This is a genomic window from Streptomyces sp. NPDC058701, assembly GCF_042715295.1.
Classification (GTDB): Bacteria; Actinomycetota; Actinomycetes; order Streptomycetales; family Streptomycetaceae; genus Streptomyces.
In genome coordinates this window covers 31,186-54,978 of the sequence record NZ_JBHXSY010000012.1, presented here as the reverse complement: position 1 = coordinate 54,978, position 23,793 = coordinate 31,186, and the positions used below count along the sequence as shown (strand labels likewise).

The following is a 23,793-nucleotide window of genomic DNA, read 5'->3' as shown; positions in this document are numbered from 1 at the left end:
CCGACCGGCGGGTCAGGCGTCCGTCTTCGAGGTCCGGCTCAGCCGCCCCGGCCACCACGCCTTGGGCCCGATGTCCATCACCAGCGCAGGCACCAGCAGGGAACGCACCAGCAGCGTGTCCATCAGTACGCCGAAGGCCACGATGAACGCGATCTGCACCAGGAAGGCCAGCGGAATCACCCCGAGCGCGGCGAAGGTGGCCGCCAGGACCACACCCGCCGAAGTGATCACCCCGCCGGTCGCGGTCAGCCCCCGCGTCACCCCTTCCCGGACGCCGTGGCGCAGGGACTCCTCCCGTACCCGCGACATCAGGAAGATGTTGTAGTCGACGCCCAGCGCCACCAGGAACACGAACCCGTACAGCGGGACCGAGGAATCCGTGCCGCTGAACCCGAAGACGTGCCGGAAGACCAGGGCCGAAACACCCAGCGTGGCGAAGAAGTTCAGCGCCACCGTCGCGACCAGCAGCAGCGGCATCACCAGCGAGCGGAGCAGCCCGATCAGGATGAGCAGGATGATGCCCAGCACCACCGGGACGATCAGCGTCCGGTCCCGCTCGGCGGTCCGCTGGGTGTCGTACGCCTGCGCCGTGTAGCCACCCACCAGGGCCTGCGCGTCCGGGACCGCGTGCACCGCGGTGCGCAGCCGGGCCACCGTCTTCTTGGCCTCGGCGGTGTCCGCCGACGCGTCCAGGGTGGCGTCGATCCGTACCCGCCCGTCCGCGACCAGGGGGGTCTCGCCGGGTGCGTTCCTGTCGTTCGCCACCGAGACCGAGGCGACCCCGGGGGTCCGCTCGACGGCTGTCCGGACGGCGTCCAGCCGGTCGGCGTCCGCGATGACCACGGCGGGGTTGCCCGCGCCACCGGGGAAGTGCCGCCCCAGCTCCTGCTGCCCGGTCACCGAGGGCGCCTCGTTCACGAAGATCTCGTCCAACGGCACCCCGCCCGAGTGCAGGGTCGGCGCGAAGGCCGAGCAGGCGACCAGCGCGGCCAGCGACAGGGCCCACACCTTGCGCGGCGCCCGCTCGACGAGCGCGGCCGTCCGCGCCCACACGCCCTTGGAGGCGTCCCGGGTCCGCACCTTGGCCGGCCAGTAGGCCTTCCGCCCCAGCAGGACCAACGCGGCGGGCAGGAAGGTCAGAGCGCTGAACACCGCGCAGACGATGCCGATCGCACCGACCGGGCCCAAGGCCCGGTTGTTGGTCAGATCGCTGAGGAACAGGGCGAGCAGACCCAGCGCCACCGTGCCGGCACTGCCCACGATGGGGCCCGCCGAGCGGCGGAGCGCGGCCCGCATGGCCCGGAACCGGTCACCGCCGTGGGCCTCGTCCGCCTGTTCGAGCTCCTCGCGGAAGCGGGCGGTCAGCAGCAGGGCGTAGTCGGTGGCGGCGCCGATCACCAGGATCGACAGGATCCCCTGGACCTGGCCGTCGACCCGCACCAGGTCGTGGCCGGCCAGCGCGTAGACGACGGCACAGGCCGCACCCAGCGCGAACACGGCACCGAGGATGATCAGCAGCGGCAGCAGCACGCTGCGGTACACGAGCAGCAGGATGATCAGGACGGTGGCGAGCGCCACCCCGAGCAGCAGCCCGTCGATCCCGGCGAACGCCTCGGACAGGTCCGCCTGGGTGGCGGCCGGCCCGGTCACCTGCACCGTGGTGCCGTCGATCGCCGCGGCCGCGTCACGGATCCGGTTGACGGCCTCCGGCAGGGCCTCCTCCAGGTCCGTTCGCAGCGGCACCACCGCCTGCAGGGCCTTGCCGTCCTTCGAGCGCAGTACGGGGGAGGGGGCGCCGGCGGATTCCGGCCGGTCCCGCAACGGGGCGAGCACGGCCGCCGCCCGCTCTTCCTGGGCTGCGGTCGCCGGACCGTCCCCGGTACGGGTCCAGATCACGATCGCGGGCAGGGTCTCCTCCTGGCGGAAGGCGCCCTGCTCCTTGACCACCTTGGTGGATTCGGCGCTCCGCGGCAGGAAGGCCGCCTGGTCGTTCGTGGCGACCTCGCCCAGCTTGCCGGCGTACGGGCCCAGCGTGCCGCCGATTCCGAGCCACGCCACGAGGAGGAGGGCGGGCACGAGCCATCGAGCCAGTCGGGGAGAGGGGGACATGGTGCTCCTGGTACATACCTTGATGGTTGTATATCTTGATGCTGAAGATAGCTGGTGGCGGCCACCCCCTCGGCGGCACCCCCCGGCGACGGCCCCCAAGCTCTCTACCGCAGGCCGTCCAGGATGGTGTCGACTGTCCGGTGGGCGCGCTCGCGGGCCGCGGGCCGGTCCAGCAGCAGGGCGTCGAGCAGGAGCGGCGAGACGATCGCGGAGACGGCGTCTTCCAGCATCGTGTCCGTGAGCCCGGTGCGAGCCAAGGCGGTCCGGAAGGGTGTCATCAGGTCCTCCACGTACTGGCGCCGCAGGTCGGCCAGCGTGGCGTCCCATGCCGCGCCCGCGACGATGGCGTGGAGGAAGCCGTCGACGGGCTTGTCGCGCAGGCGGTCGCACAGCGCGTCCACCTCGGCGTGGAGATCGGGCCCGGCCTCTTCGCCGGGCGAGGTCGGGCGGTGTGGAGCGACCCGGATCAGCGCGGCCAGTACGTCGCGGGGGGTGGGCCAGTGCCGGTAGATGGTCGAGCGCGAGACCCCGGTCGCGGCGTGCAGTCGCTGCGCGGAAAGCGATGCCACGCCCTCGTTGAGCAGGAGCTCCAGGGCGGCGGTCAGGACGACGGCCTCGGTCTCGGAGGAGGGCCCCGCGGGGCGGCCAGGCAGAGTCACCCATTGACGGTACATCTTGTATCGCATTTAGGTTAGCGCTACATTCCGTATCGGAAACCCGATTCGGAGGGAGCCGTCATGCGGCCGCACGTGGAGCTCGTCGACGAGCGTGATCTGATCTGGCACACGGGAGAGTTCGAGCATGCGGCGGGAAGCGCCGAGCAGCGCAACCTCAGCTACGACGAGGAGGACGGCTCCGCGTCGCTGAAGGTCCGTTTCACCACGGACTGGTCGCGGCCCGCCGGCGTGCACCACGCGGACACCGAGTGGTACGTCCTGTCCGGCCAAGTGACCGTCGGGGACAGCGTCCTCGGTCCGGAGGGTTTCTGGGCGGCCCCGGCCGGAGTCCACACCCCGGCTCTCACGGCCACCTCCGGTACGGAGATCCTGCTGTTCCGCGAGCACGGAGGCTGGCACTTCGACCTCGCGGACGCCGACCGGGAGGGCCTGCGCGCCGACCTGAAGCTGGTCGTCCTCCAGACCTCGGAACTGCCCTGGCTCGACGTGCGTGACGGCAGTCCGATGCGCTTCGACCTCGGCGGAACCCCGGTCCCCGGCTTGTACATCAAAATGCTGAGCCGTGACCGCAAGACCGGCTCCTACAGCAGGTTGATCAAGGCCAAGCCCGGCTGGCGCGAGGAGCCGCTCGCGCACCATCCGTGCACGGAGGAGGCGTACTGCCTCGACGGCGCCTTCGACTACAACTACGGCAGGATGTGGCCGGGCACCTACTTCTGGCGGCCGGCCCTCATCCGCCACGGCGACTTCACAGCCGACGCGGAGCAGGGCTGCACCTGGATCGTCCGGTCCGACAGCGATCTCGTGGACTGGTACACCACCGATGCTCGCGTGGTCATGGAGGGTCAGGCCACCAACTGGGGGCCCGGCCACCCGCACAGCGTTGCGCCGCGCTTCGTCGAACCGGTCCGCTCCCGCAGCATCGGCCCGTGGGAGGACCCGTCCTACCAGTGAGCGCCCCTCCTGACGGCGTCGGGCAGGCCGGGCGCGGCGATCGGTGTCCGCCGACTACTTCGTCGCGTGCGGTCGTCCCGCCACGGGAGCCTCTGGTCTTCCTCTTGTACGTGAATCCGTTTCGCACCGGACGGCGGAGGGCTCCGCACAGACTTCCGAGGGGAGTCTCCGGGAAGAGAAGCACGTCATGAACTCCCGCCCCACGGCTCGCAGTCCTCACCCTCGGCGTCGCAGCCGTGGTGAGCGGTCGATCTCCTCGTGGGGCTCCACGTGATGCCGGCCCTCTTCGTGTTCCAGCAGCGGGACAAGACCCGACTCGGCGCTCGTGGCCCTGTCCCTCTTCAGGAACGGGGCGTTCATCGGCGGGCTCGCCGCGCGGCGGGTCTTCGGCCTCATGCTCGGTGTCCTCCGGCTGACCTGGTTCCTGTTCCTGCGGGACGGTCTTGGTGCGAGGCCCAGCAAGTTCGCCCCGGCCGACATCCGCTGCTCGCCCCTCCGGGCCCACGGCGCCTGTGTTGATTCTTACGTCAAAGCTCGCTGGGTCTGGCGATCCAGGCCACTGAAGCATGGACATTTCCTACTTTGCACACCCCGCTGCGCGACACTGCCCTCGGGCCGCTATTGAAAATGAGTGTCATGGTCGTATAGAAGTACGGGGTGCCCATCTCACGACAGTCGCCGGCGCGCCCGATGGCCGGAGTCCGGCCCTTCGCGCTCCCCGCACTCCGACATCCCATGGTCTCCACGCTGCTGGCGGATCACCGTGTCCTGCTGGCCGACCTTCTGGACGGTCTGGGGTCGCCGCTGCATGTCGTGCTGCCCGAGATCTTCGAGGAGAACGTCCGCAGACTCCGCCGGGCGTTCGCCGAGGCGGGAGCAACGGCCGACATCCTGTTTGCCAAAAAGGCGAACAAGGCTGACTGTTATGTCACTTCGGCCGCTGGCCTCGGGGTCGGAGTGGACGTGGCCAGCGCCCCCGAACTGGTCAAGGCCCTGGCCGGCGGCGTCCCCGGTCACCGGATCGGAATATCCGGTCCGGAGAAGGACGACACGCTGCATGCTCTCGCCGTTCAGCACGGCTGCATGATCGCCGTCGACTCGATCAGCGAACTCCGCCGGCTCGCGGCAACCGCACGGCTCGCACGGCGGCAGGCCACCGTGCTGCTGCGGTCACGCACGAGCGGCCAACCGGGAAGCCGCTTCGGGCTGTCCGCCGCCGAGCGTGGGGCCGCTGTCAGTCTGTGCGCGGAACTCACCGCCAGCATCAGCCTCCGGGGATTCTCCTTCCACCTGAACGGCTATTCCGCGGCGGAACGTGCGACGGCGGCCAACGAGATGATCGAGCACTGCCTCGACGCCAGGCGGCGGGGATCGCCCTCCGCGGAACTGGTCGACATCGGCGGCGGGTTGCCGGTTCGCTATGTCGAGCCCCGGCTCTGGGACGAGTTCCTCGAGCAGAACGAACCGTCCCATTACCACGCGGGCAAGGACTTCAAGGACTTCTATCCGTACGGCGGGCAGTACGCGGCCCAGTCGGTGCGCGCGATCATGGCGCACCCGGTCGACGGTGGCGAGAGCCTGTCGGCGAAGGCGGGACGCAACGACATCCGGTTCGTCGTCGAGCCCGGCCGGGCCCTGCTGGACCAGGCCGGATTCACCATGTACCGCGTACAGCAGGTCGACGACCGACGGGACAGCGACGGGTACGCGATCGTCACCGTCGCGGGCAGTAGTTTCAGTCTCTCCGAACAGTGGTTCAACAGTGACTTTCTTCCCGACCCGCTGCTGATGTCCGCCCAGCCCACCGTCGACCAGATGTTCCCCGCCTGCGTCGCAGGCTCGACCTGCCTGGAAAGCGACCTGGTGACCTGGCGGAAGATCGGCTTCCCGCGGCCCGTGCGGCGCGGTGACCACCTGGTCTACCTCAACACCGCCGGCTACCAGATGGACTCCAACGAGTCACCGTTCCATGACGCCGCACTGCCGCTGAAGGCCGTTCTCCGGCTCGGTGACGACGGGGCCCCGCCGCGCTGGCGACTGGACGGAATCTGATGCGACCTCGAACGAATCCCATGCGACCACCGACGAAGGAGAAGCCTCGCATGTCACAGAACCACGTCCCACCCGGGCAGTTGTGCTTGTTGCCGCAGTCCCAGCAAGAAGGACTGGACCTCGACCGTCGACAGGTGATTGCGGTAGTCGAGCAGGCCTACCGCGCGTTGCGCGGCGGCGGCTCGAACAACCCGGTCAAGACGATCATCGCCGACCCCGACCACCGCTCCCTCAGCTATTCGATGGTGGCCAGGGACGCCGGTACCGGCACCGTCTGCTTCAAGGCGGTCTACGAGTTCGACCCCCGCCGCAACCGGGACAGCTACCGGTTCCACTCGTTCGTCTTCCTCGTCGACGACACCACCGGGGCACCCATCGCGCTGATGGACGTGGTGAAGCTCGGACCCTTGCGGTCCTCCGCCACCACGGCGCTGTTCGCACGGGAGGCCTGCCCCGACGCACGAAGCGCCCTGGTCGTCGGCACCGGTGTCCAGGGGCAGGCTGCACTGCCGATGCTGCTCGAGGCCTTGCCGAAGTTGGAGCGGTTGCAGGTGTTCGGCAGCTACCCCGACGGTCTGCGCGCCGTCCAGAACAGCGTTGACGGCCGTGAGGTCGAGATCGTCAAGGATCTCCGGGAGGCCGCCGGTGAGGCGGACATCGTGATCGGCGCCGCCGGCCTGTCCGTCACGCAGGAGGTCCGGCGCGACTGGATGAAGCCGGGCTCGGTCGCGGTACTCCTCGGGTACGGCGTGCACGCCGACGTGTGCCACGGCGCGGACTACCGGATCGCCACCGATACCGCCCAGATGCACGCCACCTGCGACGACCTGCGGGGCGAGGACGGAAGCCCGCCGTCGGTGGACGCCCAACTGCCGGACATCCTGCTCGGCCGTGCACCCGCCCGCCGCCATCCGGACGACGTGGTCTTCGCCTACAACAGCGGTATGGCGGTCACCGACGCCGCGCTGGGCCGGTACGTGGCCGATCTCGCGCTGGCGGGCGGGCGCGGGGAAAAGGTTGGATTCTGGTGAGTACCAAAACGACCGGCACAACCGGCACGACAGAGACCGGCGTCGGCTGGTGGGTCATGAACTCGCGGACGCTGCTCACGCTCGCGTTGCCGTTGATCCTGACCAACTTCGCCTATGTCGCGCTGACCACGGTGGACATCGTGATGCTGGGCAGGCTCGGCGCGGTCGAGATCGCCGCCGCCGGTCTGGCCCTCGCACTGTTCAACCAACTGCGTACCACCGGCACAGGCCTGGTCACCGGAGTCGGCAACCTGGTGGCCGAGGCGCGGGTGCGGGGCGACCGCGAACGCGTCGCCACGCTGCTTTTCGCGGGATTCTTCTGGGCGACCGTGTGCGGTGTGGTGTTCTGCGCGGCCCTGTGGCTCATCGGCCCGCTGCTTGTCCTGCTGGGCCAGGACCCGGCGGTGGTCGACAAGGCCGGCGAGTTCCTGACGGTCCTGGCGCCGGGCATGCTGCCCTGCCTGTGGTTCCAGAACCTGCGGCACGTCACCACCGGGCTCAAGCGACCCGGCCCGCTCCTGGCCATCACGCTGGCCTCGATCGGCGCGACCATCGGCCTGAACTACGTTTTGATCTACGGCAAGTTCGGTCTGCCCGCATTCGGATTCGTCGGCGTCGCGATCGCCACCGTCACGGTGTTCCTGTTGTCCTTCCTGGCGTTCGGCGCGGTGATCCTGCGCGACAGCGTCCTGCGCCCGTACCTCACCTCGCCCGACGCATGGCGCTGGAACGGGGACGCGGTGCGTTCGGTCTGGCGCCTGGGCCTGCCGATATCGGGTACCTACGCCTCGGAGGCCGGGTTCTTCAGTGTGCTCACGCTGGTCATCGGCTCCCTCGGTGTCGACGCCCTGGCCGCGCAGACGGTGCTGAACCAGATCGTCTACATCGTCTTCATGATCTCCGCCGGTCTGTCGCACGCGGCGTCGATACACATCAGCGAGGCCGACGGCGCGGGCGACTACGTGACCGCACGCAGGATGGGGCTCCTCGGCACCGGCTGGGGCGTGATCGCGACGCTGGTGGTCGCCGTCGTGTACCTGGCGATCCCCACCCCGATCGTGTCCTTGTTCATCTCGGCCGAGCACGCCGGCGACTCGGACATCGTCGCCCTGGCCGTGACCGGACTGCTGATCGCCGCCCTCATGCAGGTCTTCGACGCCGTGCAGAACATCGGCAACGGCATCCTGCGCGGCATCGGCGACACCGCCGGGCCGTTCCGGATCTCCCTGGTCGGGTACTGGCTGATCGGGCTGCCCGCGGGCTACCTGCTCGGGGTGAGTGCCCACTGGGGGGTCGAGGGCGTCTGGATCGGCCAGACCATCGGCCTCGCGGCCACCGCCGTCATCCTGCTGGTCGCCTTCCTGCGCCGCGTCGACCGGCTTCACCGAGCGACGTCCAGCGCACCCGTCCCAGAACCGGAGTCGTCATGAACCATGCCCTCGCACGTGCCACTTCGGCCTCCTTGATACGCAGGGAAGTGGCAGGCCTGCCCCTCTACGATCCCGGCGCCGACCCGGACGAGGTGGCCACCCTCAGTGGCTCCCGACGCGTAGTCAAACTCTCCAACAACGAGAGCCCGTTCGGTATCTCGCCGGAGGTCGCCGAAGCCGTGCGCCTGAGCCTGGCCGACGGCGTCTCCCGCTACCCCGACCCCACCGGCAAACGGCTGGCCGAGGCCATCGGGAAGAGCCTGGACGTGCCCGCCGAGCGAGTCGTGCTCGGCAACGGCTCGGAGAACATCCTGGAACTGCTGTGCCAGGCCGTACTCGACCCCGGTGACCTGGTGGTCACCCAGGCGCCGGGGTTCAGCCTGCACGAGATCTTCCCCCGCGTCATGGGTGCCCGGGTCGAAAAGGTCCCGGTCACGACCGACTTCGGGTTCGACGCGGACGCCTGGCGTGAGGCTCTGGCCGCAGGCCCGAAACTCGTCTTTCTCGCCAATCCGTGCAACCCCACCGGCGCGATGCTCAGCGCCGGCCAACTGGAGCACGTCGTGGCCGCAACTCCGAAGTCGGCCCTGCTGGTGCTCGACGAGGCATACGGCGAGTTCGCCCGGCCCAACCCCGAGTACCCCGACGCTCTGGAGGCCCTGCGCGGCCTGGACAGGCCGTGGATCGTGCTGCGCACCTTCTCCAAGGCCTACGGCCTGGCGGGGGTGCGGGTGGGGTACGGCATCGCCTCCGACTCCGTCCTGATCCAGGCACTGGACCGGGTTCGCACTCCGTACAACGTCAATCAGCCGGCCCAGGTCGCGGCCATCGCCGCGCTGGGCGACCGAGCGCACCTGGCGAACGCGGTCCGCCGGACCGCTCTGGAGATCGCCAGGGTCACCGACCGGCTGCGCGGCGCGGGACTGCGCGTGGTCCCGTCCTCGACCAACTTCCTCTTCATCGACACCGGCCGCCGAGCCGACCGGGTCGCCCAGGAGCTGCACCGCGCCGGAATCATCGTCAAGGCGTGGCGCGAGCCGGGATACGAGAACTACATCCGAGCCTCACTGTCGACCCCCGGAGACAACGACGTCTTCGTGCGGTGCCTGACGCAGATCTGCGCGAAGGACAAGCCGTGATCCGAAGCAAGATGTCCGACCTGATAGGGCGAACGCCCCTGCTCAAGCTGCACGCTGGGGAAGGCGGGGCAACCGTCCTGCTCAAGATGGAGCAGTACAACCCCACCGGCACCGCCAAGATCCGGATGGCCAGGAACATGGTGGACGAGGCGGAGGCGGCGGGGCTGCTCACCCCTGGCGGGTGGCTGGTCGAGTCCACCTCCGGCAACACCGGACTCGGCCTGGCCCTCATCGCCGCCGAACGCGGATACAAGTTCACCGCCGTGGTGGACAACCACTCCAGCACGGACAAACTGCGCGGCATGCTCGCCTACGGCGCCGACATACTCAACGTCGCCGGAGACGAGGAGGGCCTCGCCACCGCCGAACGCGACACCGTGGCCGAGCGACTCGCGGCCGATCACGGCGCGTACTGGACCGCGCAACACCGCAATCAGGGGAACCCCAACGGCTATCGGCCGCTCGCCCGCGAACTGCACGACGACCTGGGCGACGACATCCACTACCTGTACGGGGCCGTCGGCACCGGTGGTTCGCTCTGCGGAACCGGCCGAGTCCTGCGCGAACGCATCCCGGACCTGAAGATCATCGGCGTCGAGCCGGTGGGATCCGTCGTCTTCGGCGGCAAGGGCGCGCCCTATCACCAGTCCGGCACCGGCACGCCCGAAGGCTCGGAGATCGGCGGCGTCGTCGACTACGAACTGATCGACAAGGGGGTCAAGGCCAGTGACTCGGAGGCTTTCGAGACCTGCCGCTACCTGGCCAGGAACTTCGGCATCCTGATCGGCGGTTCGGCGGGCGGCGTGGTCTACAAGGCCCTGGAGCAGGCGCAGAGCGCGGGGCCTGAGACCACCATCGTCGTCCTGGTCTGCGACGGCGGCGACAAGTACCTGGACACCGTGTTCAACGACGACTGGATGGCGGCCAACGACGTGTTCGACGCTCATGTCGTCCACCGGCTCGCCGCGATGCTGCGGTAACGCCCGACCCGACCGAACGGCCAGAACGCCTGGCGCATCCGGTCAATCCCACCGAAGCGCCGTCCCTCCCTGACGTGTCCTTCGACAGGCTCCGCCAGGCGGTCCGCCTGAGCTGCCAGAACCCTTCTTCCCTCGCCTACGAACTGGTACCTTCCTGCTAATGAAAACGAAAACGATAACCATAATGGTGACGGCCCTGGCGGTGCTCGCAGCCGCGGGGTGCACGTCCGACGCCGCTACCGATGCCGGCGAGCGGGCAACGACGACGGGGACGGGCGCGACGACGGCCTACCCGTTCACCCTCAGGAACTGCGGCACCGAGGTGACGTACAAAGCCGCGCCGAAGAAGGTCGTCACCCTGAACCAGACCGCCGCCGAGATCCTCATCCACCTGGGCGTGGGTGACCGGATCGTCGGGTCGGGCTACGAGATCGAGAAGACGCCGGACGCGATCGCCGAGCAGTACAAGAAGATTCCGCTCCTGTCCGCGCCCGGGCAGGAGATCAAGCACGAGAAGCTGCTGGAAGCGCAGCCGGACTTCGTCTACGGCTCCTTCGCGAGCATGTTCACCGCGGAGCAGTCCGGCGACCGGAAGCAGTTGCACGACCTGGGCGTGCCGACCTACCTGACCGAGTTCGACTGCTCGTCCCACGAGAGCGTGGCGGGGGCGAAGTTCGAGATGATGCACGAGGAGTACCGACGACTGGGCAAGATCATGGGCGTGCCCGCCGCCGGAGAGAAGCTGGCGACCGAACAGCAGGCCGTGGTCGACAAGGCGTTGGGCGCCGTCAAGAAGCGGGACGCTCCGCTGAAGGTGATGTGGTTCTACTCCACCTACGAGGGGACTCCGTGGGCAGCGGGCCCCGGTGGTCTGCCGCAGCACATCTCGGACCTCGTGGGTGTCCAGAACATCTTCGCCGACGCGAAGACCAAGTGGGCCGAGGTGAGCTGGGACGAGGTCGCCGCCCGGAATCCCGACGTCATCATCCTGGCCGACCTGACCCGTGGCGAACCCAACGACACCGCCAAGGAGAAGATCGACCTGCTCAAGAAGGACCCGCTCACCAGCAAGCTCAGCGCGGTGAAGGGCGACCGGTTCATCTCCATTCCCGGCTCCCACATGGATCCCGGCTACGGCAGCGCGTCCGTGGTTCCCGCGCTGGTCGACGGCCTGAACAGGCTCGGCTGACCGCCAACCATCATGACGACTACTTCGCACAAGACCCCCGCGCCCACCGGAAACGCGATCACCAGCCGTGCGACCGTTCCGGTGCGCCGGCGGCGCATCCCGACGGTGGCGCTCTTCCTCCTGGCCGTGGCCGGACTGCTGGTGTCGGTCGTGGCCGCATCGCTGTTCGGGAGCGCGGACATCCGGCCCCTGGACGTCGTCTCCACGATCCTCCGGCATGTCGGTCTGGGGAGTGTCGCCCCCACCCCGCCCCTGCCGGGGCTGCTGGACGCACTGATCTGGGAGTCGCGCTTCCCGCGGGTGCTGCTGGCCGCCGCCGTCGGCATGGCCCTGGCGGTCTCGGGCACGGTCCTGCAAGCGGTCACCAGGAATCCCCTGGCCGACCCCTACCTGCTGGGAGTCTCCTCCGGCGCCTCCACCGGCGCGGTCGCCGTGCTCCTGCTGGGCATCGGTGGGAGCATCTCCCTGTCGACCGGAGCCTTCGTCGGCGGCCTGGTCTCCTTCGGCCTGCTGCTGCTCCTGCTCGGCGGAGGGCGGGTCGCCAGTCCTTCCCGAGTGGTGCTCACCGGTGTACTCGTGTCCCAGTTCTTCGCCGCGGTCACCTCGGTCATCCTCATGGTCAGCGGGGACGCGAACTCCACCCGGGGCTTCACCTACTGGCTGCTCGGCACCCTCGGCGGCGCCCGGTGGGAAGGGGTGACCGTCACCGTCGTGATCATCCTGACCGGAGTGGTCGCCGTCCAGTTCTTCGCGCCCGCCCTCGATGCCTTCACGTTCGGGTGGGACTCCGCCGCCGCCCTGGGGATCAACGTCACCGCGGCGCGCATCTGGCTGATGGTGCTGACCTCGGTCATCACGGCGGCCGCCGTGGCCGCCTCCGGTGCGATCGGCTTCATCGGACTGCTCATCCCCCATGCCGTCCGCATCCTGACAACCCCGACGCACCGCACCCTGCTTCCCCTGTCCGCGATCGTCGGCGCCATCTTCCTCATCTGGGTGGACGCGTTCGCGCGGACAGCGTTCTCGCCCCACGAACTGCCCGCCGGCGTCATCACCGCACTTCTCGGCGCGCCCGCCTTCGCGCTGATCCTGAAGCGTCTGGAGTCCTGATGGGCCGCATCACCACCTCCCAGCTCTCCTGGTCGGTCAAAGGCCACCAGTTGCTGGACACCATCGAGATGGCGGCCAACGACGGAACCACCGTCGGCCTCCTCGGCCCCAACGGCTCGGGCAAGTCGACACTGCTGCGCCTGGTCGCCGGACTGCGGCGCCCGGACACCGGAACCATCCGCTACGACGACAGCAGCCTGGACGACCTCGGCCGCAGGGTGCTGGCCCGACGGCTCGCCGTCGTCGAACAGGACGTGTCCGCCCACCATCACGTCAGCGTCCGCCAGGTCGTGGAACTCGGCCGCACGCCCTTCCGCGGCCGCTTCGACGCGCTGACCGAGCGCGATCGGCGGATCGTCGACGCCGCGCTGGACCGCACCGACATCACCGACAAGCAACACCAGAGCTGGCACACCCTCTCCGGAGGGGAGAAACAGCGCACCCAACTCGCCCGCGCCCTCGCGCAGGAACCCCAGGAGATCCTCCTCGACGAACCCACCAACCACCTCGACATCCGCCACCAGCTCGAACTCCTCGACCTGTTGACATCACTGGACGTCACCTGCGTCGTCGCCCTGCACGACCTCAACCTCGCCGCCCGGTACTGCGACCACATCGTCGTCCTCAACGGCGGCCAGGTCGCCGCGGCGGGGACCCCGGAGGCCGTGTTGACCCCGGACCTGATCCAGTCGGTCTACGGCGTCAACGTGCTCGTCGACCGCGAACACACCACCGGCGCCCTCCGCATCACCTACCTGGCCGCCACGGCCACGCGAACGACTGCCGCACGAGCGGCGCAACCCCACGCCCCGTAGGGCCTCGTTCCCGTACGTAGGCGTTAAGCGGCCCCGGGACGGGTCTCGAGATCAACGGGTCTCGAGATCTCCCCGCAGATGCCGCACCGCCTGACCAGGCGGGCAGCCGCGCACGGTGTCGCCTACCGGATCAGCACGCTGGAGGCGGACTTGGACGGGCCGTGGCCGCACACCGGGAAGGGCCGGCCGTACGACCTGATCTGGGCGGCCGCCTTCCCGCACCACGTGACCGAACCCGCCCCCACCCCGGCGCAGGCCTTCGAGCGGCTGCGGCCGGGTGGTCTCCTGGCCGTCACCGAGATCGACTTCTTCCTCCGCTTCCTGCCCGAGGACACCGGCATCGGCCGGCCCGGCCTGGAGAATTCACCCACCGACTCGCCAGCGAGTGGCTGGCCTATCGCCACCACCGCTGGCCGGCATCGACGAACCCCAACCTTCTCGTCAGCCAGACGACTGCCCTCGACCCGGATCATCGGTAGTCAGCAGAACATTGCTTCGCAGGACCCTCCCCAAGAACGTCACCCTCGTCGGCCTGCGGCAGGACCGCATGCTCAACGAGGCGTTTGCCACTGGTGATCCCCTCAAGCTGATGCGGCTTTTCGGGATCACCGCGCAGACTGCCATGCGCTATGTCAGCGCCGCCTGCCCGGAGCGCACCGCGAAACTGCCCAGGTAGTGGGCCTGCTCCGAGCCCGATGCCAGCTGAAAGCCCGTGGCGGTGTGGCAGTGGGTCCGGCATCATCCCCATGTGATTGTGATGCAACCCGTTCTGGAGATCTCCGCAGCCGACGACTTCGCGCTCTGGCCTGTTCGCGAGCACGAGTCATATGGCTACCTCCTGCTGAACGGGGAGCTCACTCCGGCGGAGGTCGGCACGGCGGTTATGCAGATCGCCGACTGCAACGACTTCGAGCCGGAGGAGGAGCACGGGCCGTGCCCGACCGACCCGCTCGGCGCCTTCCTGCACGGCTTGCTCACCATGCCTGACTTGTTCGCCGCCGGCGGCTTCCGGGTGACCGACAACGCCACCGACATCGTCTTCGTCGAGCCGGGCTGCTGCAACGGCTTGGAGACCTGGCGCGACTGGCTGGAGGTGCTCAACGGCACCGGCTGCGCCTACTTCGGCCACGATCCGTCCTCGACGGCTGAACGTCTTGGCGACATCGTCCGGCTGACGCTCGACGCCCACGAGACGGACAGCAGCCCGGTGATCGAGCTGTCGGTAGACCAGATAGGCACGCTCGTCACCGGCGCCCAGCAGGATTTGCAGGACTTCCTCAGCCTTGCCGAAACCTGGGCTGAACAACACCTGCCGGCACACGCCGCCGCCGTCACTGCCGCCCTGGCACGGGCACTGGACCTGGTGCCCACACCATGACCAGCTTCGTGACCCACCGAGCTCGCGTGCACGACGCCCGGCTCCCCCTCCACCGGCGGCACAGCGCGTTGCGCACTTGCCTCACCGTTTTTGCTCCCTACGGCTTGCGGGCGACATACCACCACCTCACGCTCAGCGCGGCGATCCCCCGTCGGTTGGAGGCGGACCCGGACGCGCTGGCGCGGGCGGTGGAGGAACTGCACGAGGCGCGGGTGCTGTGGCTCGTGCGGGCAGACGAGTACGCAGCGCAGCGCCGGGCTGAGAAGCAGGCTGGGCGGCGGGCTGGACCGAACCCTCGGCCGTGGTGGCTGCAGAGTTGGTGGGAAAGCCCCGACCGGGCCTGGTTCGAAGACCCGTTTCGCCACCCGTCGCTGCGTCTGTCCGAGTACGTCCGGCGGCAGAACGCGATTATGGACGGTGCTGATCCGCCCGGCTGCCCGGCTTGTGGGGATGAGGGACCACGAGTGCTGAGCTCGACCGGGCACGGTTGGGTCGAGCTGTGCCGTGGGTGCGCGCGGGCGCTGGCGCCATGTCCGTGCGGGCAGCGGCACCGGTTCGTGCCGGAGACCCCGTTCCACTGGAACGAAATCTGGCGACGGGCGCACATGAGCGATGACGGCACGCCGAACCCACATTGGCCTGCGGGCTAGCCGGTTGGATGCGGCACGGGGGGCTTGAGTGTGGCTGATCAGCTGGGTGGTGCGCTCTTCAGATCGTTGCCCGCCGCGCAGGTGATCGTTGCCCGGCGCTCCTCGTAGCGAAGAGATATCACGGACACTGCTGGGAGGTCGCCAGCTGGTCACCACACGTCGACGGACCAGACGTCGCCCCTCTGATGTCCGTCTGGATCTGGGTCGCCTGACCCGTACGGGGCAGGGTCAGCGACGACGTGGATGCGGGCGGCGGACGCGGATACGCGAAAGCAGTCCATGTCACTCGACGTGTTGTGCTTGTCGAGTTCGATCGTGTGGCCCAGGGCCAGGATGGCGGTCTGCAGTTCCTTGGAGGGGACTCTGGGTGCAAATTCCCCGTACGCCCGCGAGAGCGGGGACGGCACGGTGCTCGGGGACTGGTCGTACAGCAGTCGTTGGATCTTCACGCCGAAGCCGAAGCACGACATCTGCCCTTGCCGCCCTGGCTGGTCCGGCGAGAAGTTGATTTCCACGAGCCCGTAGTCCCGCCGCAGTAGGCCACCACCGGGAACATCGAGGCATGTCGCCCCCAGGGCGGCTTCCCAGGCTTCCGGGTCGGCACCGAGGCCAACTCCCAGAACCTCACCGCAAACGGCGACGTGAGCGTAGAAGTCCAAAGCGGACACCCGCCAACTCCCTCAACTATCCGGACAGGGCACCCCTTGCTGATTTCCGCACAGGACAGGCGGACCAGCGCCCAGTATTCGGTGATCGTACAGAGCAGCCTGTCAGGGCAGTCGCCAGGTGAGTTCGTCGCCGTCGTCGAAGCCGAAGTCCCAGGCGGGATGCGTCTTTCAGATCAGCTGTGGTCTTCCCGATCCTCCTAGCAGAACCGGGCTTCGCTCACCATGTCCCGTCAGCTAGCCCGGAACCCGCGCGTGGGACCGCCGCAGCCATCAGCTGGCATGCAGGTTCCGGCTTACCAACGTTCAGGATTCCGGGAACCCGCGCGCTTCCGACGCCGACCACTTCAAGCAGATCAATGACGGCATGGGCCACGCGGCCGGGGACACCGTCCTCGCGTCGATCGGCGCCCGGCTCGCCGCGTGGGCGGGCCCGCGCGCGTCCGTCGGCAGGCTCGGGGGCGATGAGTTCGCCGTGGTCCTGGAGCTGACCGCCGACCGCCGTGAACAGCGCCTCGCACAGCTGGTCCGGATGCTGCACACCCCGGTCACCCTGGACGACGGCCGTACCGTCGACGTCGCCGCCTCGGTCGGCGCCGCGGCGCCGGCCTCGGTCGGCTCCCGCGACCTGACCGTGTTGCAGAGGGCTGCCGATGCCGCCCTCTACGACGGCAAGCACCCCGGCCGGGCGGTCCTGGCGACCAGGCAGCACGTCACGGTGCCGTCCATCAACGGGCGCCGGGCGGGCAGGCCGGGGACGGCCGTGTGGGGGCGAGCAACATGAGCCCCGCGCCCCTGCCCGAGGGCGACTGGATCCGCGGAATCAGCATCCGGCAGCCGTACGCGGCCTGCCTCCTCGCCGGTGCAAAGACGGTGGAGAACAGGCCCGGCCGGTGGCGGACCGGCTGGGCGCTGCTGCACACGAGCAAGACCACCGACCAGGGCGCCCTGCGCGTCCCGCTGACTGGCCGCACGATCCGCGACCGCCAGCTGGTCACCGGCGCGGTCGTCGGCATCGCCCCGGATCACCGACTGCCACCAGGACCCGAGGGAGCACCGCTCTGCTCGCAGTGGGCGCACCCGGGTGCCTGGCACCTGGTGCTCGCCGAAGTCCAGGAGCTGTCGGAGCCCCTCCCGTTGGCACCATCCGTCAGGTGAAGCGCTCAGCTCAGAAATCGCGTCGCAGCCCATAAGGTCGGGCCGTAAGGCCGGTTCCTTCATCTTGGTCTGCACCCGCTGGTCCCCGCCATCACTCCTGCCGCAGGCTTGTGATTAGATCGCGAGGCAGACCGTGGGTGTCGTGGAGGTACTGGAAGTCCTCATCCTTCAGCGGGCCTTGGAACCGGGATCGGGCAAGCACCTGCCGACCTCGTTCAAGTAGCCGACTGAACCGGCACTCCTCCTCGAGCAGCAGTCGGCGCACGTCGCTGGGATCTACTTCCTGGCGGAAGTGGTCCAGGGTGTGTGAAACCAACTCGTCCGGCAGGTCTCCGAGACCGCGCGACGGATCGTCCCGCCGCAGAACGGTGAGCACTCGTCGCAGCAGGCGGCGGAGCACGTAGCCCCGTCCAGTGTTGGCCGGCCGCACTCCGTCGCCGAGTACCACGATGGCTGAGCGCAGGTGGTCGTAGACCAGGCGCAGCGACGGTTCGTCAAGTGGCCACAGAGCCGGCACGGTACGGCGCCAGGGGTCGAAGACGTCACACTCGAACACTGACGACTTGCCCTGCAGCAGAGAGGCCAGCCGCTCCAGGCCGAGCCCAGTGTCGACGTTGCGTTGGGGAAGCGGCACAAGGGAACCGTCCTCGAGTCGACGATGGCGCATCATCACGTGGTTCCAGACCTCTACCCAGCGGTCGTCGCGTGTGGGTGTCGACTGGGGTGGGGTGTCACCGCTCCACAGAAAGATCTCCGAGTCGGGGCCGCACGGGCCGACCGGTCCGTTGGACCACCAGTTGTCCTCCACGGTGAGCTCGACGGGAACGCCGAGGTCCTGCCACAACTGCTGGGAAGCAGTGTCTAGCCCGATCTGGTCATCGCCGCCATAGACGGTGGCATGCAGCAAGCCCGGATCGACCCCCAGTCCATCGGTGAGCAGCTTGTACCCCCAGTCGAGACTTAGTGAGCCCTCGTAGTCGCCCAGCGACCAGGTGCCGAGCATCTCGAAGACAGTCAGATGGGTGGCATCGCCGACCTCCTCCAGATCCGTGGTGCGCAGACAGCGCTGCACATTGACCAGTCGCTGGCCCAGCGGATGGGGGCGCCCCTCCAGATACGGGGTGAGCGGATGCATGCCGGAGGTGGTGAACAGCACCGAGTCGCCAGGGGGTGGCAGCAGCGTCGAACCGGTGATCCGGTGGTGATCACGCTCCTCGAAGTACTCGACGAACGTGCGGACAATGGTCTCCGTGTTCATGAGGGTGGCTCCTTCGCGTCACAGCGGGGAAGGCACCGGATAACGGACCACGCTGGTCATCGTGCCGGGGCAAGAAGCCAAGAACGCCACGGGACCACCGACGGGCCGTTTCCGGTCGCCGGTGGGAAAGGGAGAAGGTCAGACGACGGCAACCGGCGAGCTGGTCGCTCGCGCGGTCGCGATGATGCTTCGGCCGGTGACGTTCATGCGGGTGACAGTAACGCGCCCAGTCCTTTGAGTCACACGAATTTTCCGCCAGAACGTCTGGCCCGCGCAGGTCCCGCCAGGCAGACGGCCGGAACTCGATAGCGGTGAAGCTGCCTCGCCACCTCCGATGCTCAGAGGACGGTTCGTGAGTTTTTGAGCGGCTCTGTCGTTGCCTGATGGTGTGGGTCTTGGCGGAATCGGCCGGTCCGTAGGCACTCGTCTGGTGGTGGGATGATGTGAGTGAACGCAAGTCCTACCCCAGCGACTTATCCGACGCACAGATGGAGGTGACGGGATGGAAGCCTGGAGGGGGAAGGCCACGACTGGCTGGACTACGAAAAATGAGAGAGATCATGACCGCCCTTGAGCGACTTCGACACCTCATGCAGTCGTCGAGTACGGGTATCCTGATCGACTGGGACGACATCGTGGCGGCGTACGGCACCCGATTCCCGTCCGACTACAGGGACTTCCTGTCCGTCTACAGCAGCGGTGAAATCGACGGGATGCTGGCCGTCTTCGCCCCGAGTATGGATCCGCACCTTCCTTCGCGTCACACCTCAAGGCTTCCGGCGGATGTTCTCGACCTGCCGGAGGTCGACGAGTGGAACGACCCGTTGCACGCCGAGCTCTATGGCCCGGCGGACATCATGGTGTGGGGGGAGACGGTCGAAGCGGACGTGCTGGGCTGGATCACAAGCAGCGACGAAGCCGACACGTGGCCTGTGACTGTCTATACGCACGGCGGTGAGTGGACGGTCTACGACTGCACCATGACGGAATTCCTGCTGCAGCTCCTCACTGGAGAATTCGACCGGAACCCGACAGGGCTGACGCGTTTGTTCGGAAAGGGTGGCGCGGAGTTCACCACCGGCTGACAGGTCAGGGCACAGGAATGGGACGGTGTCTCCGGTGCCTCTCAGCGGGCGGTTCATGAGTTTTGAGTGGCTCTGTCGTCGCCTGATGGTGTGGGCGCGGGGCGGAAACGGCTGGCCCGCAGGCGCGCGTCTGGTGGTGTGATGATGTGAGTGAACGCAAGCCTTACCCCAGCGACTTATCCGACGCGCAGTGGGCTCTGATCGAGCCGGTGATCACGGCGTGGAAGGGCCGGCACCGCTCGGTCAGCGGCCACCAGGGCGCCTACGCGATGCGGGAGATCGTGAACGCGATCCTCTACCAGGGTCGGACGGGCTGCCAGTGGGCCTACCTACCGCACGATCTGCCGCCGAAGAGCGCGACGTACTACTACTTCGCCGCCTGGCGGGACGACGGGACCGACCAGGTCATCCACGAGCTCCTGCGCTGCCAGGTCCGTGAGAAGGCCCGCCGATTAGAGGACCCGACCCTGGTGGTCCTGGACACCCAGAGTGTCCACGCGGCCGCCGGGGTCCCCGCCTCCACGACCGGCCGGGATCCGGCGAAGAGGGTGCCGGGCCGCAAGCGGGGGTTGGCCGTGGACGTGCTCGGGCTGGTCATCGCCGTCATCGTGCTGGCCGCGAACACTCACGACAACGCCGCGGGCGTTGCCCTGCTGGACCAGGTCGCCGTGAACGCTGGCGGCACGGTTGAGAAGGCGCTGGTGGATCAGGGCTTCAAGAACCAGGTCGTCGCGCATGGAGCCGGCCCGGGCATCAATGTCGAGATCGTCGTACGCAACCCGCAGTAGAGCGGGTTCGTTTCGCAGCCAAAGCGTTGGAGGGTCGAGCAGACCTACGGGGTCCTGATACTGCACCGGCGTCTGGTCCGTGACTATGAGTACCGCCCGGCCTCGTCCGCCTCCCGCGTCTACTGGGCCATGACCCACGTCATGGCCCGCCGCCTCACCGGCGCGAACACACCCGCCTGGCGCGATGCGCGGGCGGTGGCAGCGTGAACGTCGAGCCCCTCCTCGACGCGCTCGGCCTGCAGGAGGCCGCCGCCCGGGCCCTGGCCGACGACCTCCGCACCCAGATCGACGAACTGCACGGCCGACTACGTGAGGCAGAGACACACCTCGAACACCTTGCGATCACACGGAAGACCGTCACCGCCCTCGCTGACCGGATCCCCGCCCAGGCCGACTCACCCGACCTGCCCGAGCACCCGGACTATCCCCGAATCCTCGCTGTCTTCAACCAGGCCACCGGCCCCCTCCGGGCGCGCGATGTCTGCGAAGCCCTTAACCACGAACTGCTGCCGAAGAACATCGAAGGCACCCGCGCCAAGCTGAAACGCCTGGTCAAGCTCGGCATCCTCACCGAGGCCGACGTCGGCAGCTTCACCAGGAAGTAGTAGCCGACAAGCACGGTGACCAGCGGCCTTTCCCCAGTCTCATCCAGAAAGGGACATCACCTCGCGAACCACCCTCTCAGAAGTGCCAAAACAAGGGTTCTGACCGCGCTTCCGTGACGCCTACGTCATCCGCGGGGGTGGGTGCCAGCAGGCGGGCGTTGCCAGGTGCCGATGCTCCGCGGTGTCAGAGCGTGCTGAGATGCTGGCGTCACCGAGTCCGGATGGTGGGAGTAGTGCATGGGAACGTGGGGGACCGGTCCGTTCGACAGCGATATGGCCGCAGATTTCGTCGACGGGCTTGCGGGGATGTCGACTGAGCAGGTCATCGAGGCGATGACGAGGACCTTCCAGAGGGTGGTGGCCTCCGGCTCGCGCGTGGACGGCGGCGATGGGGCCGAAGCCATTGCCGCTGCTGCCCTCATCGCGTGCCAGATTCCGGGCAGCCAGGTAGTGATCGATCCTGATGACGGCCCGGCTGAGCCGTTGCCCGTCTTGCCGATCTCGCTCCGGCCTGAGGCCGGCAGGGCGCTTCGTCGTGTTCTGGAGGACGGCTCAGAGATGGCCGACGGCTGGGTCGATGGCACTGATGCGGAGGAGTGGCGAGCGATGGTCCAGACGATCACTCGCGCACTGTACGTAGCCCCCTGACGACAGGCGCTCGAAGGACCGGACTGCACGATTGTTCCTCCAGGGGATGACGTGGTCATGGAGACGGAATCGCTTCGAGACGTCCTTTTCCCGGGTCTGAACGTCGTAGTGCGCCAGGTCACGGTCGCGGATGGCAACGTGATAGTCGACGCGGCATGCTGCGGACCGCCGGGACCATGTCCCCTGTGTCAGCATCCCGCGGCACGCGTGCACAGCCGCTACTGGCGTCACATCGCCGGGCTGCCTGCCAGCGGGCGGCAGATGGTCGTCCGTCTCCGGGTGCGTCGGTTCTTCTGTGACCAGAGCCAGTGCCGGACATACGTGGAACAGGTGGCCGGCCTGACCGAGCCGAGACGGCGTACGTCGACGGCGGCCCGGTCGGCGATGAGATCGATCGCTGTTGAGCTCGGTGGCCGCCCTGGCCAACGTCTGTGCGAGAAGCTATGGATCCACGGCCGACGGACGGCGCTCTTGGGGCAGTTGACCGCTCAGCCCGTGCCGACCCGGGCTCCGCGGATACTTGGAATCGACGAGTTCGCGTTCCGCAAAGGCCGGACTTACGGAACCGTCCTCGTCGACGTCGAGTCCTCCCGGCCGGTGGATGTCCTGCCGGACCGAGAGACCAGCACGGTCGCCACAGGGGTTGCTGGGCCTCGATCACCCCGACACTGTGACCGCCCGGGCGAACCTGGCTACTTCGTACTGGCAGGCGGGGCGGACGGCGGAGGTCATCCTCCTGCTGGAGCAGGCGGTGGCCGACTTCGAGCGGTTGCTGGGCCCCGACCACCCCGACACTGTGACCGCCCGGGCGAACCTGGCGGCCTCGTACGGGCAGGCGGGGCGGACGGCGGAGGCCATCGTCATCCTGGAGCAGGCGGTGGCCGACTTCGAGCGGTTGCTGGGCCCCGACCACCCCAACACCGTGACCGCCCGGGCGAACCTGGCGGCAACGAGGGTTGAAACCGACACGGGCGAATCCGATGCAGGATCGTGAATTCCTGCCGCAGATAACTGCCCTGTTATCTGTACTCCGCTGATCCGCGACCCCGGAAAACGCCGTCGTTCTCCGACCCGGTGGGGACCTGTTATCTGCGGCGAAGAGGGAACCGTCGCCGACCGCTGGATTCCGGTGCCCCGGGCCGGGCCCGCGACAGCGCCCAGCGTCCGGAGCGCAGCAACGAGCGTGGCCTCGGCGCCATACGGGTGGGGCTGGGCGCCGTCGGCCTTGCCCTGTGAGAGCCGGGGGGACACGCAGTCGCTGCTGCTGGGCACCCGCCGCTGTGGTAATGGCAACCGTGCTGCGCCACAGCTGGCGGTCGGTCGATCACGGGCCTCCTCCCGGACCCGTGGCTCGGGGGTAAGAGCTCCACCGGGTGCACGTGATCATTATCACAATTCACCTGCTGAGGGTTTGGGATAGAGCGTCAATTAATATTGACTTAGCTGGATTTACTGTGCCGATATTCCGCCCGGATCACTTGACGGCGTGTTAGGTGACCCTTGTGTGCGGCTCGGGTTTCTGGATAGGAATGGCCCCCTCTTGATCGTTCTTGTGGGGGATCTCCGTGCGCGTCACGCGTTCGCTTGTCTTTGTCGTCGCTCTCGTCATGGCTGTTCTAGCCGGTACTGAGCAGGCCGTCTTGGCCGTGGGCCAGTGGGTCGTTTCCGGGAAGGCTGCCGGTGCCGGCGCGCGCCCTGAGCAGGGCTGGGGTTCTGCAGACGGGCGCGGTCACGATGCCTCCGGTGACGCGACCGGCGCGGACGAGGAAGGCGGCCGTCGTGGTGGTCTCACGGCGCCCGGCGAGCTGAAGCCGGAGTCCACCGGCCAGGCGCCCCTCGATCTGCCTGGGGAGCCGCAGGTGCCGGCTCCCCACGGCAAACCGGTGGAAGCGCCCGCGCAGGCGGCCCCTGCCGGCTTTGATCCGAAGACGAGCATCGAAGTGCCCGAGGAGCGCAAGCGCCGGGCGCGGACGTTCACCAACACAGGCGGCACGTACACCACCCGCTATTACAACGAGGACGTCAATTTCCTTTCCTCGAATGGGAAGTGGAAGGAAATCGATACCACCCTT

Annotated in this window: 23 protein-coding genes and 3 pseudogenes; 21 read left to right on the top strand and 5 right to left on the bottom strand. The window is 68.2% G+C overall.

The window, feature by feature from the left end; translation table 11 throughout:
* Positions 1 to 12: 12 nt before the first annotated feature.
* Both ACFWW8_RS15565 and ACFWW8_RS15560 read right to left on the bottom strand, forming a co-directional pair.
* On the bottom strand, positions 13 to 2,109 hold the full coding sequence (locus ACFWW8_RS15565) for an MMPL family transporter (protein WP_386528669.1): 2,097 nt from the start codon (positions 2,107 to 2,109) through the stop codon (positions 13 to 15).
* Between the two features lie 104 nt (positions 2,110 to 2,213).
* Entirely contained in the window at positions 2,214 to 2,768 is a 555-nt protein-coding gene (locus tag ACFWW8_RS15560) for a TetR/AcrR family transcriptional regulator (RefSeq protein ID WP_386528666.1), read from the bottom strand.
* Positions 2,769 to 2,846: 78 nt separating this feature from the next.
* On the opposite strand from ACFWW8_RS15560, the gene ACFWW8_RS15555 reads away from it, so the two are divergent.
* Entirely contained in the window at positions 2,847 to 3,740 is an 894-nt protein-coding gene (locus tag ACFWW8_RS15555) for a DUF4437 domain-containing protein (protein WP_386528664.1), read from the top strand.
* 216 nt (positions 3,741 to 3,956) lie between these two features.
* Here ACFWW8_RS15555 and ACFWW8_RS15550 read toward each other — a convergent pair whose 3' ends face one another.
* The gene (locus ACFWW8_RS15550) at positions 3,957 to 4,136 is read right to left on the bottom strand and encodes a hypothetical protein (RefSeq protein WP_386528661.1); all 180 of its coding nucleotides are present in this window, start codon (positions 4,134 to 4,136) and stop codon (positions 3,957 to 3,959) included.
* A 339-nt stretch (positions 4,137 to 4,475) separates the two neighbouring features.
* Here ACFWW8_RS15550 and ACFWW8_RS15545 point away from each other — a divergent pair, with 339 nt between their 5' ends.
* The 12 genes and pseudogenes from ACFWW8_RS15545 to ACFWW8_RS15490 all read left to right on the top strand — a co-directional run bounded on the left by ACFWW8_RS15545 (position 4,476) and on the right by ACFWW8_RS15490 (position 15,514).
* A complete protein-coding gene (locus tag ACFWW8_RS15545; protein ID WP_386528659.1) occupies positions 4,476 to 5,792 on the top strand; it encodes an alanine racemase in 1,317 nt (438 codons plus the stop codon).
* Between the two features lie 50 nt (positions 5,793 to 5,842).
* Positions 5,843 to 6,823 carry an ornithine cyclodeaminase gene (locus ACFWW8_RS15540; RefSeq protein WP_386528656.1) on the top strand — a complete coding sequence of 327 codons (981 nt, stop codon included), beginning with the start codon at positions 5,843 to 5,845 and terminating at the stop codon, positions 6,821 to 6,823.
* A complete protein-coding gene (locus ACFWW8_RS15535; protein WP_386528653.1) occupies positions 6,820 to 8,253 on the top strand; it encodes an MATE family efflux transporter in 1,434 nt (477 codons plus the stop codon). The genes ACFWW8_RS15540 and ACFWW8_RS15535 overlap by 4 nt, the downstream gene beginning before the upstream one ends.
* 47 nt (positions 8,254 to 8,300) lie before the next feature.
* A complete protein-coding gene (gene hisC / locus ACFWW8_RS15530) occupies positions 8,301 to 9,392 on the top strand; it encodes a histidinol-phosphate transaminase (RefSeq protein ID WP_386528650.1) in 1,092 nt (363 codons plus the stop codon).
* Positions 9,393 to 9,403: 11 nt separating this feature from the next.
* Entirely contained in the window at positions 9,404 to 10,372 is a 969-nt protein-coding gene (locus ACFWW8_RS15525; RefSeq protein ID WP_386528998.1) for a PLP-dependent cysteine synthase family protein, read from the top strand.
* A 184-nt stretch (positions 10,373 to 10,556) separates the two neighbouring features.
* Complete coding sequence (locus ACFWW8_RS15520; protein WP_386528647.1) at positions 10,557 to 11,561, top strand: ABC transporter substrate-binding protein; 1,005 nt, start codon at positions 10,557 to 10,559, stop codon at positions 11,559 to 11,561.
* An 81-nt stretch (positions 11,562 to 11,642) separates the two neighbouring features.
* Complete coding sequence (locus ACFWW8_RS15515) at positions 11,643 to 12,671, top strand: FecCD family ABC transporter permease (protein WP_386528996.1); 1,029 nt, start codon at positions 11,643 to 11,645, stop codon at positions 12,669 to 12,671.
* Positions 12,671 to 13,486: an ABC transporter ATP-binding protein gene (locus ACFWW8_RS15510; protein WP_386528645.1), complete on the top strand. Its 816-nt coding sequence runs from the start codon at positions 12,671 to 12,673 to the stop codon at positions 13,484 to 13,486. Before ACFWW8_RS15515 ends, ACFWW8_RS15510 begins: the two co-directional genes overlap by 1 nt.
* A 54-nt stretch (positions 13,487 to 13,540) precedes the next feature.
* Positions 13,541 to 14,062, top strand: a pseudogene (locus ACFWW8_RS15505) (class I SAM-dependent methyltransferase); the annotation flags it as partial.
* Entirely contained in the window at positions 14,034 to 14,162 is a 129-nt protein-coding gene (locus ACFWW8_RS15500) for a hypothetical protein (protein ID WP_386528642.1), read from the top strand. The pseudogene ACFWW8_RS15505 and the gene ACFWW8_RS15500, both read left to right, overlap by 29 nt.
* Before the next feature lie 81 nt (positions 14,163 to 14,243).
* Positions 14,244 to 14,864 carry a hypothetical protein gene (locus tag ACFWW8_RS15495; RefSeq protein WP_386528994.1) on the top strand — a complete coding sequence of 207 codons (621 nt, stop codon included), beginning with the start codon at positions 14,244 to 14,246 and terminating at the stop codon, positions 14,862 to 14,864.
* A complete protein-coding gene (locus ACFWW8_RS15490) occupies positions 14,861 to 15,514 on the top strand; it encodes a hypothetical protein (RefSeq protein ID WP_386528640.1) in 654 nt (217 codons plus the stop codon). The genes ACFWW8_RS15495 and ACFWW8_RS15490 overlap by 4 nt, the downstream gene beginning before the upstream one ends.
* A gap of 149 nt (positions 15,515 to 15,663) precedes the next feature.
* Here ACFWW8_RS15490 and ACFWW8_RS15485 read toward each other — a convergent pair whose 3' ends face one another.
* Positions 15,664 to 16,182: a hypothetical protein gene (locus ACFWW8_RS15485; protein ID WP_386528637.1), complete on the bottom strand. Its 519-nt coding sequence runs from the start codon at positions 16,180 to 16,182 to the stop codon at positions 15,664 to 15,666.
* A 274-nt stretch (positions 16,183 to 16,456) separates the two neighbouring features.
* On the opposite strand from ACFWW8_RS15485, the gene ACFWW8_RS15480 reads away from it, so the two are divergent.
* Together ACFWW8_RS15480 and ACFWW8_RS15475 are read left to right on the top strand one after the other, a co-directional pair.
* The gene (locus tag ACFWW8_RS15480) at positions 16,457 to 16,963 is read left to right on the top strand and encodes a GGDEF domain-containing protein (RefSeq protein ID WP_386528991.1); all 507 of its coding nucleotides are present in this window, start codon (positions 16,457 to 16,459) and stop codon (positions 16,961 to 16,963) included.
* Positions 16,960 to 17,337, top strand: a complete 378-nt coding sequence (locus ACFWW8_RS15475; protein ID WP_386528635.1) for a hypothetical protein — start codon at positions 16,960 to 16,962, stop codon at positions 17,335 to 17,337. Before ACFWW8_RS15480 ends, ACFWW8_RS15475 begins: the two co-directional genes overlap by 4 nt.
* A gap of 91 nt (positions 17,338 to 17,428) precedes the next feature.
* On the opposite strand, the gene ACFWW8_RS15470 is transcribed toward ACFWW8_RS15475, so the two are convergent.
* Complete coding sequence (locus ACFWW8_RS15470) at positions 17,429 to 18,595, bottom strand: alanine--tRNA ligase-related protein (RefSeq protein ID WP_386528632.1); 1,167 nt, start codon at positions 18,593 to 18,595, stop codon at positions 17,429 to 17,431.
* A gap of 560 nt (positions 18,596 to 19,155) precedes the next feature.
* On the opposite strand from ACFWW8_RS15470, the gene ACFWW8_RS15465 reads away from it, so the two are divergent.
* From ACFWW8_RS15465 to ACFWW8_RS15440, 6 genes and pseudogenes are all read left to right on the top strand, one after another.
* The gene (locus tag ACFWW8_RS15465; RefSeq protein WP_386528630.1) at positions 19,156 to 19,680 is read left to right on the top strand and encodes a hypothetical protein; all 525 of its coding nucleotides are present in this window, start codon (positions 19,156 to 19,158) and stop codon (positions 19,678 to 19,680) included.
* Between the two features lie 146 nt (positions 19,681 to 19,826).
* A pseudogene (locus tag ACFWW8_RS15460) lies at positions 19,827 to 20,675 on the top strand (IS5 family transposase).
* Positions 20,672 to 21,073 carry a hypothetical protein gene (locus ACFWW8_RS15455; RefSeq protein ID WP_386528628.1) on the top strand — a complete coding sequence of 134 codons (402 nt, stop codon included), beginning with the start codon at positions 20,672 to 20,674 and terminating at the stop codon, positions 21,071 to 21,073. Before ACFWW8_RS15460 ends, ACFWW8_RS15455 begins: the two are co-directional and overlap by 4 nt.
* Before the next feature lie 237 nt (positions 21,074 to 21,310).
* Positions 21,311 to 21,721, top strand: coding sequence for a DUF4259 domain-containing protein (locus ACFWW8_RS15450; RefSeq protein ID WP_386528625.1), 411 nt, complete (start codon positions 21,311 to 21,313; stop codon positions 21,719 to 21,721).
* Between the two features lie 57 nt (positions 21,722 to 21,778).
* Positions 21,779 to 22,345, top strand: a pseudogene (locus ACFWW8_RS15445) (transposase family protein); the annotation flags it as partial.
* 46 nt (positions 22,346 to 22,391) lie between these two features.
* Positions 22,392 to 22,715, top strand: a complete 324-nt coding sequence (locus ACFWW8_RS15440; protein ID WP_386528623.1) for a tetratricopeptide repeat protein — start codon at positions 22,392 to 22,394, stop codon at positions 22,713 to 22,715.
* Positions 22,716 to 23,793 lie beyond the last annotated feature (1,078 nt).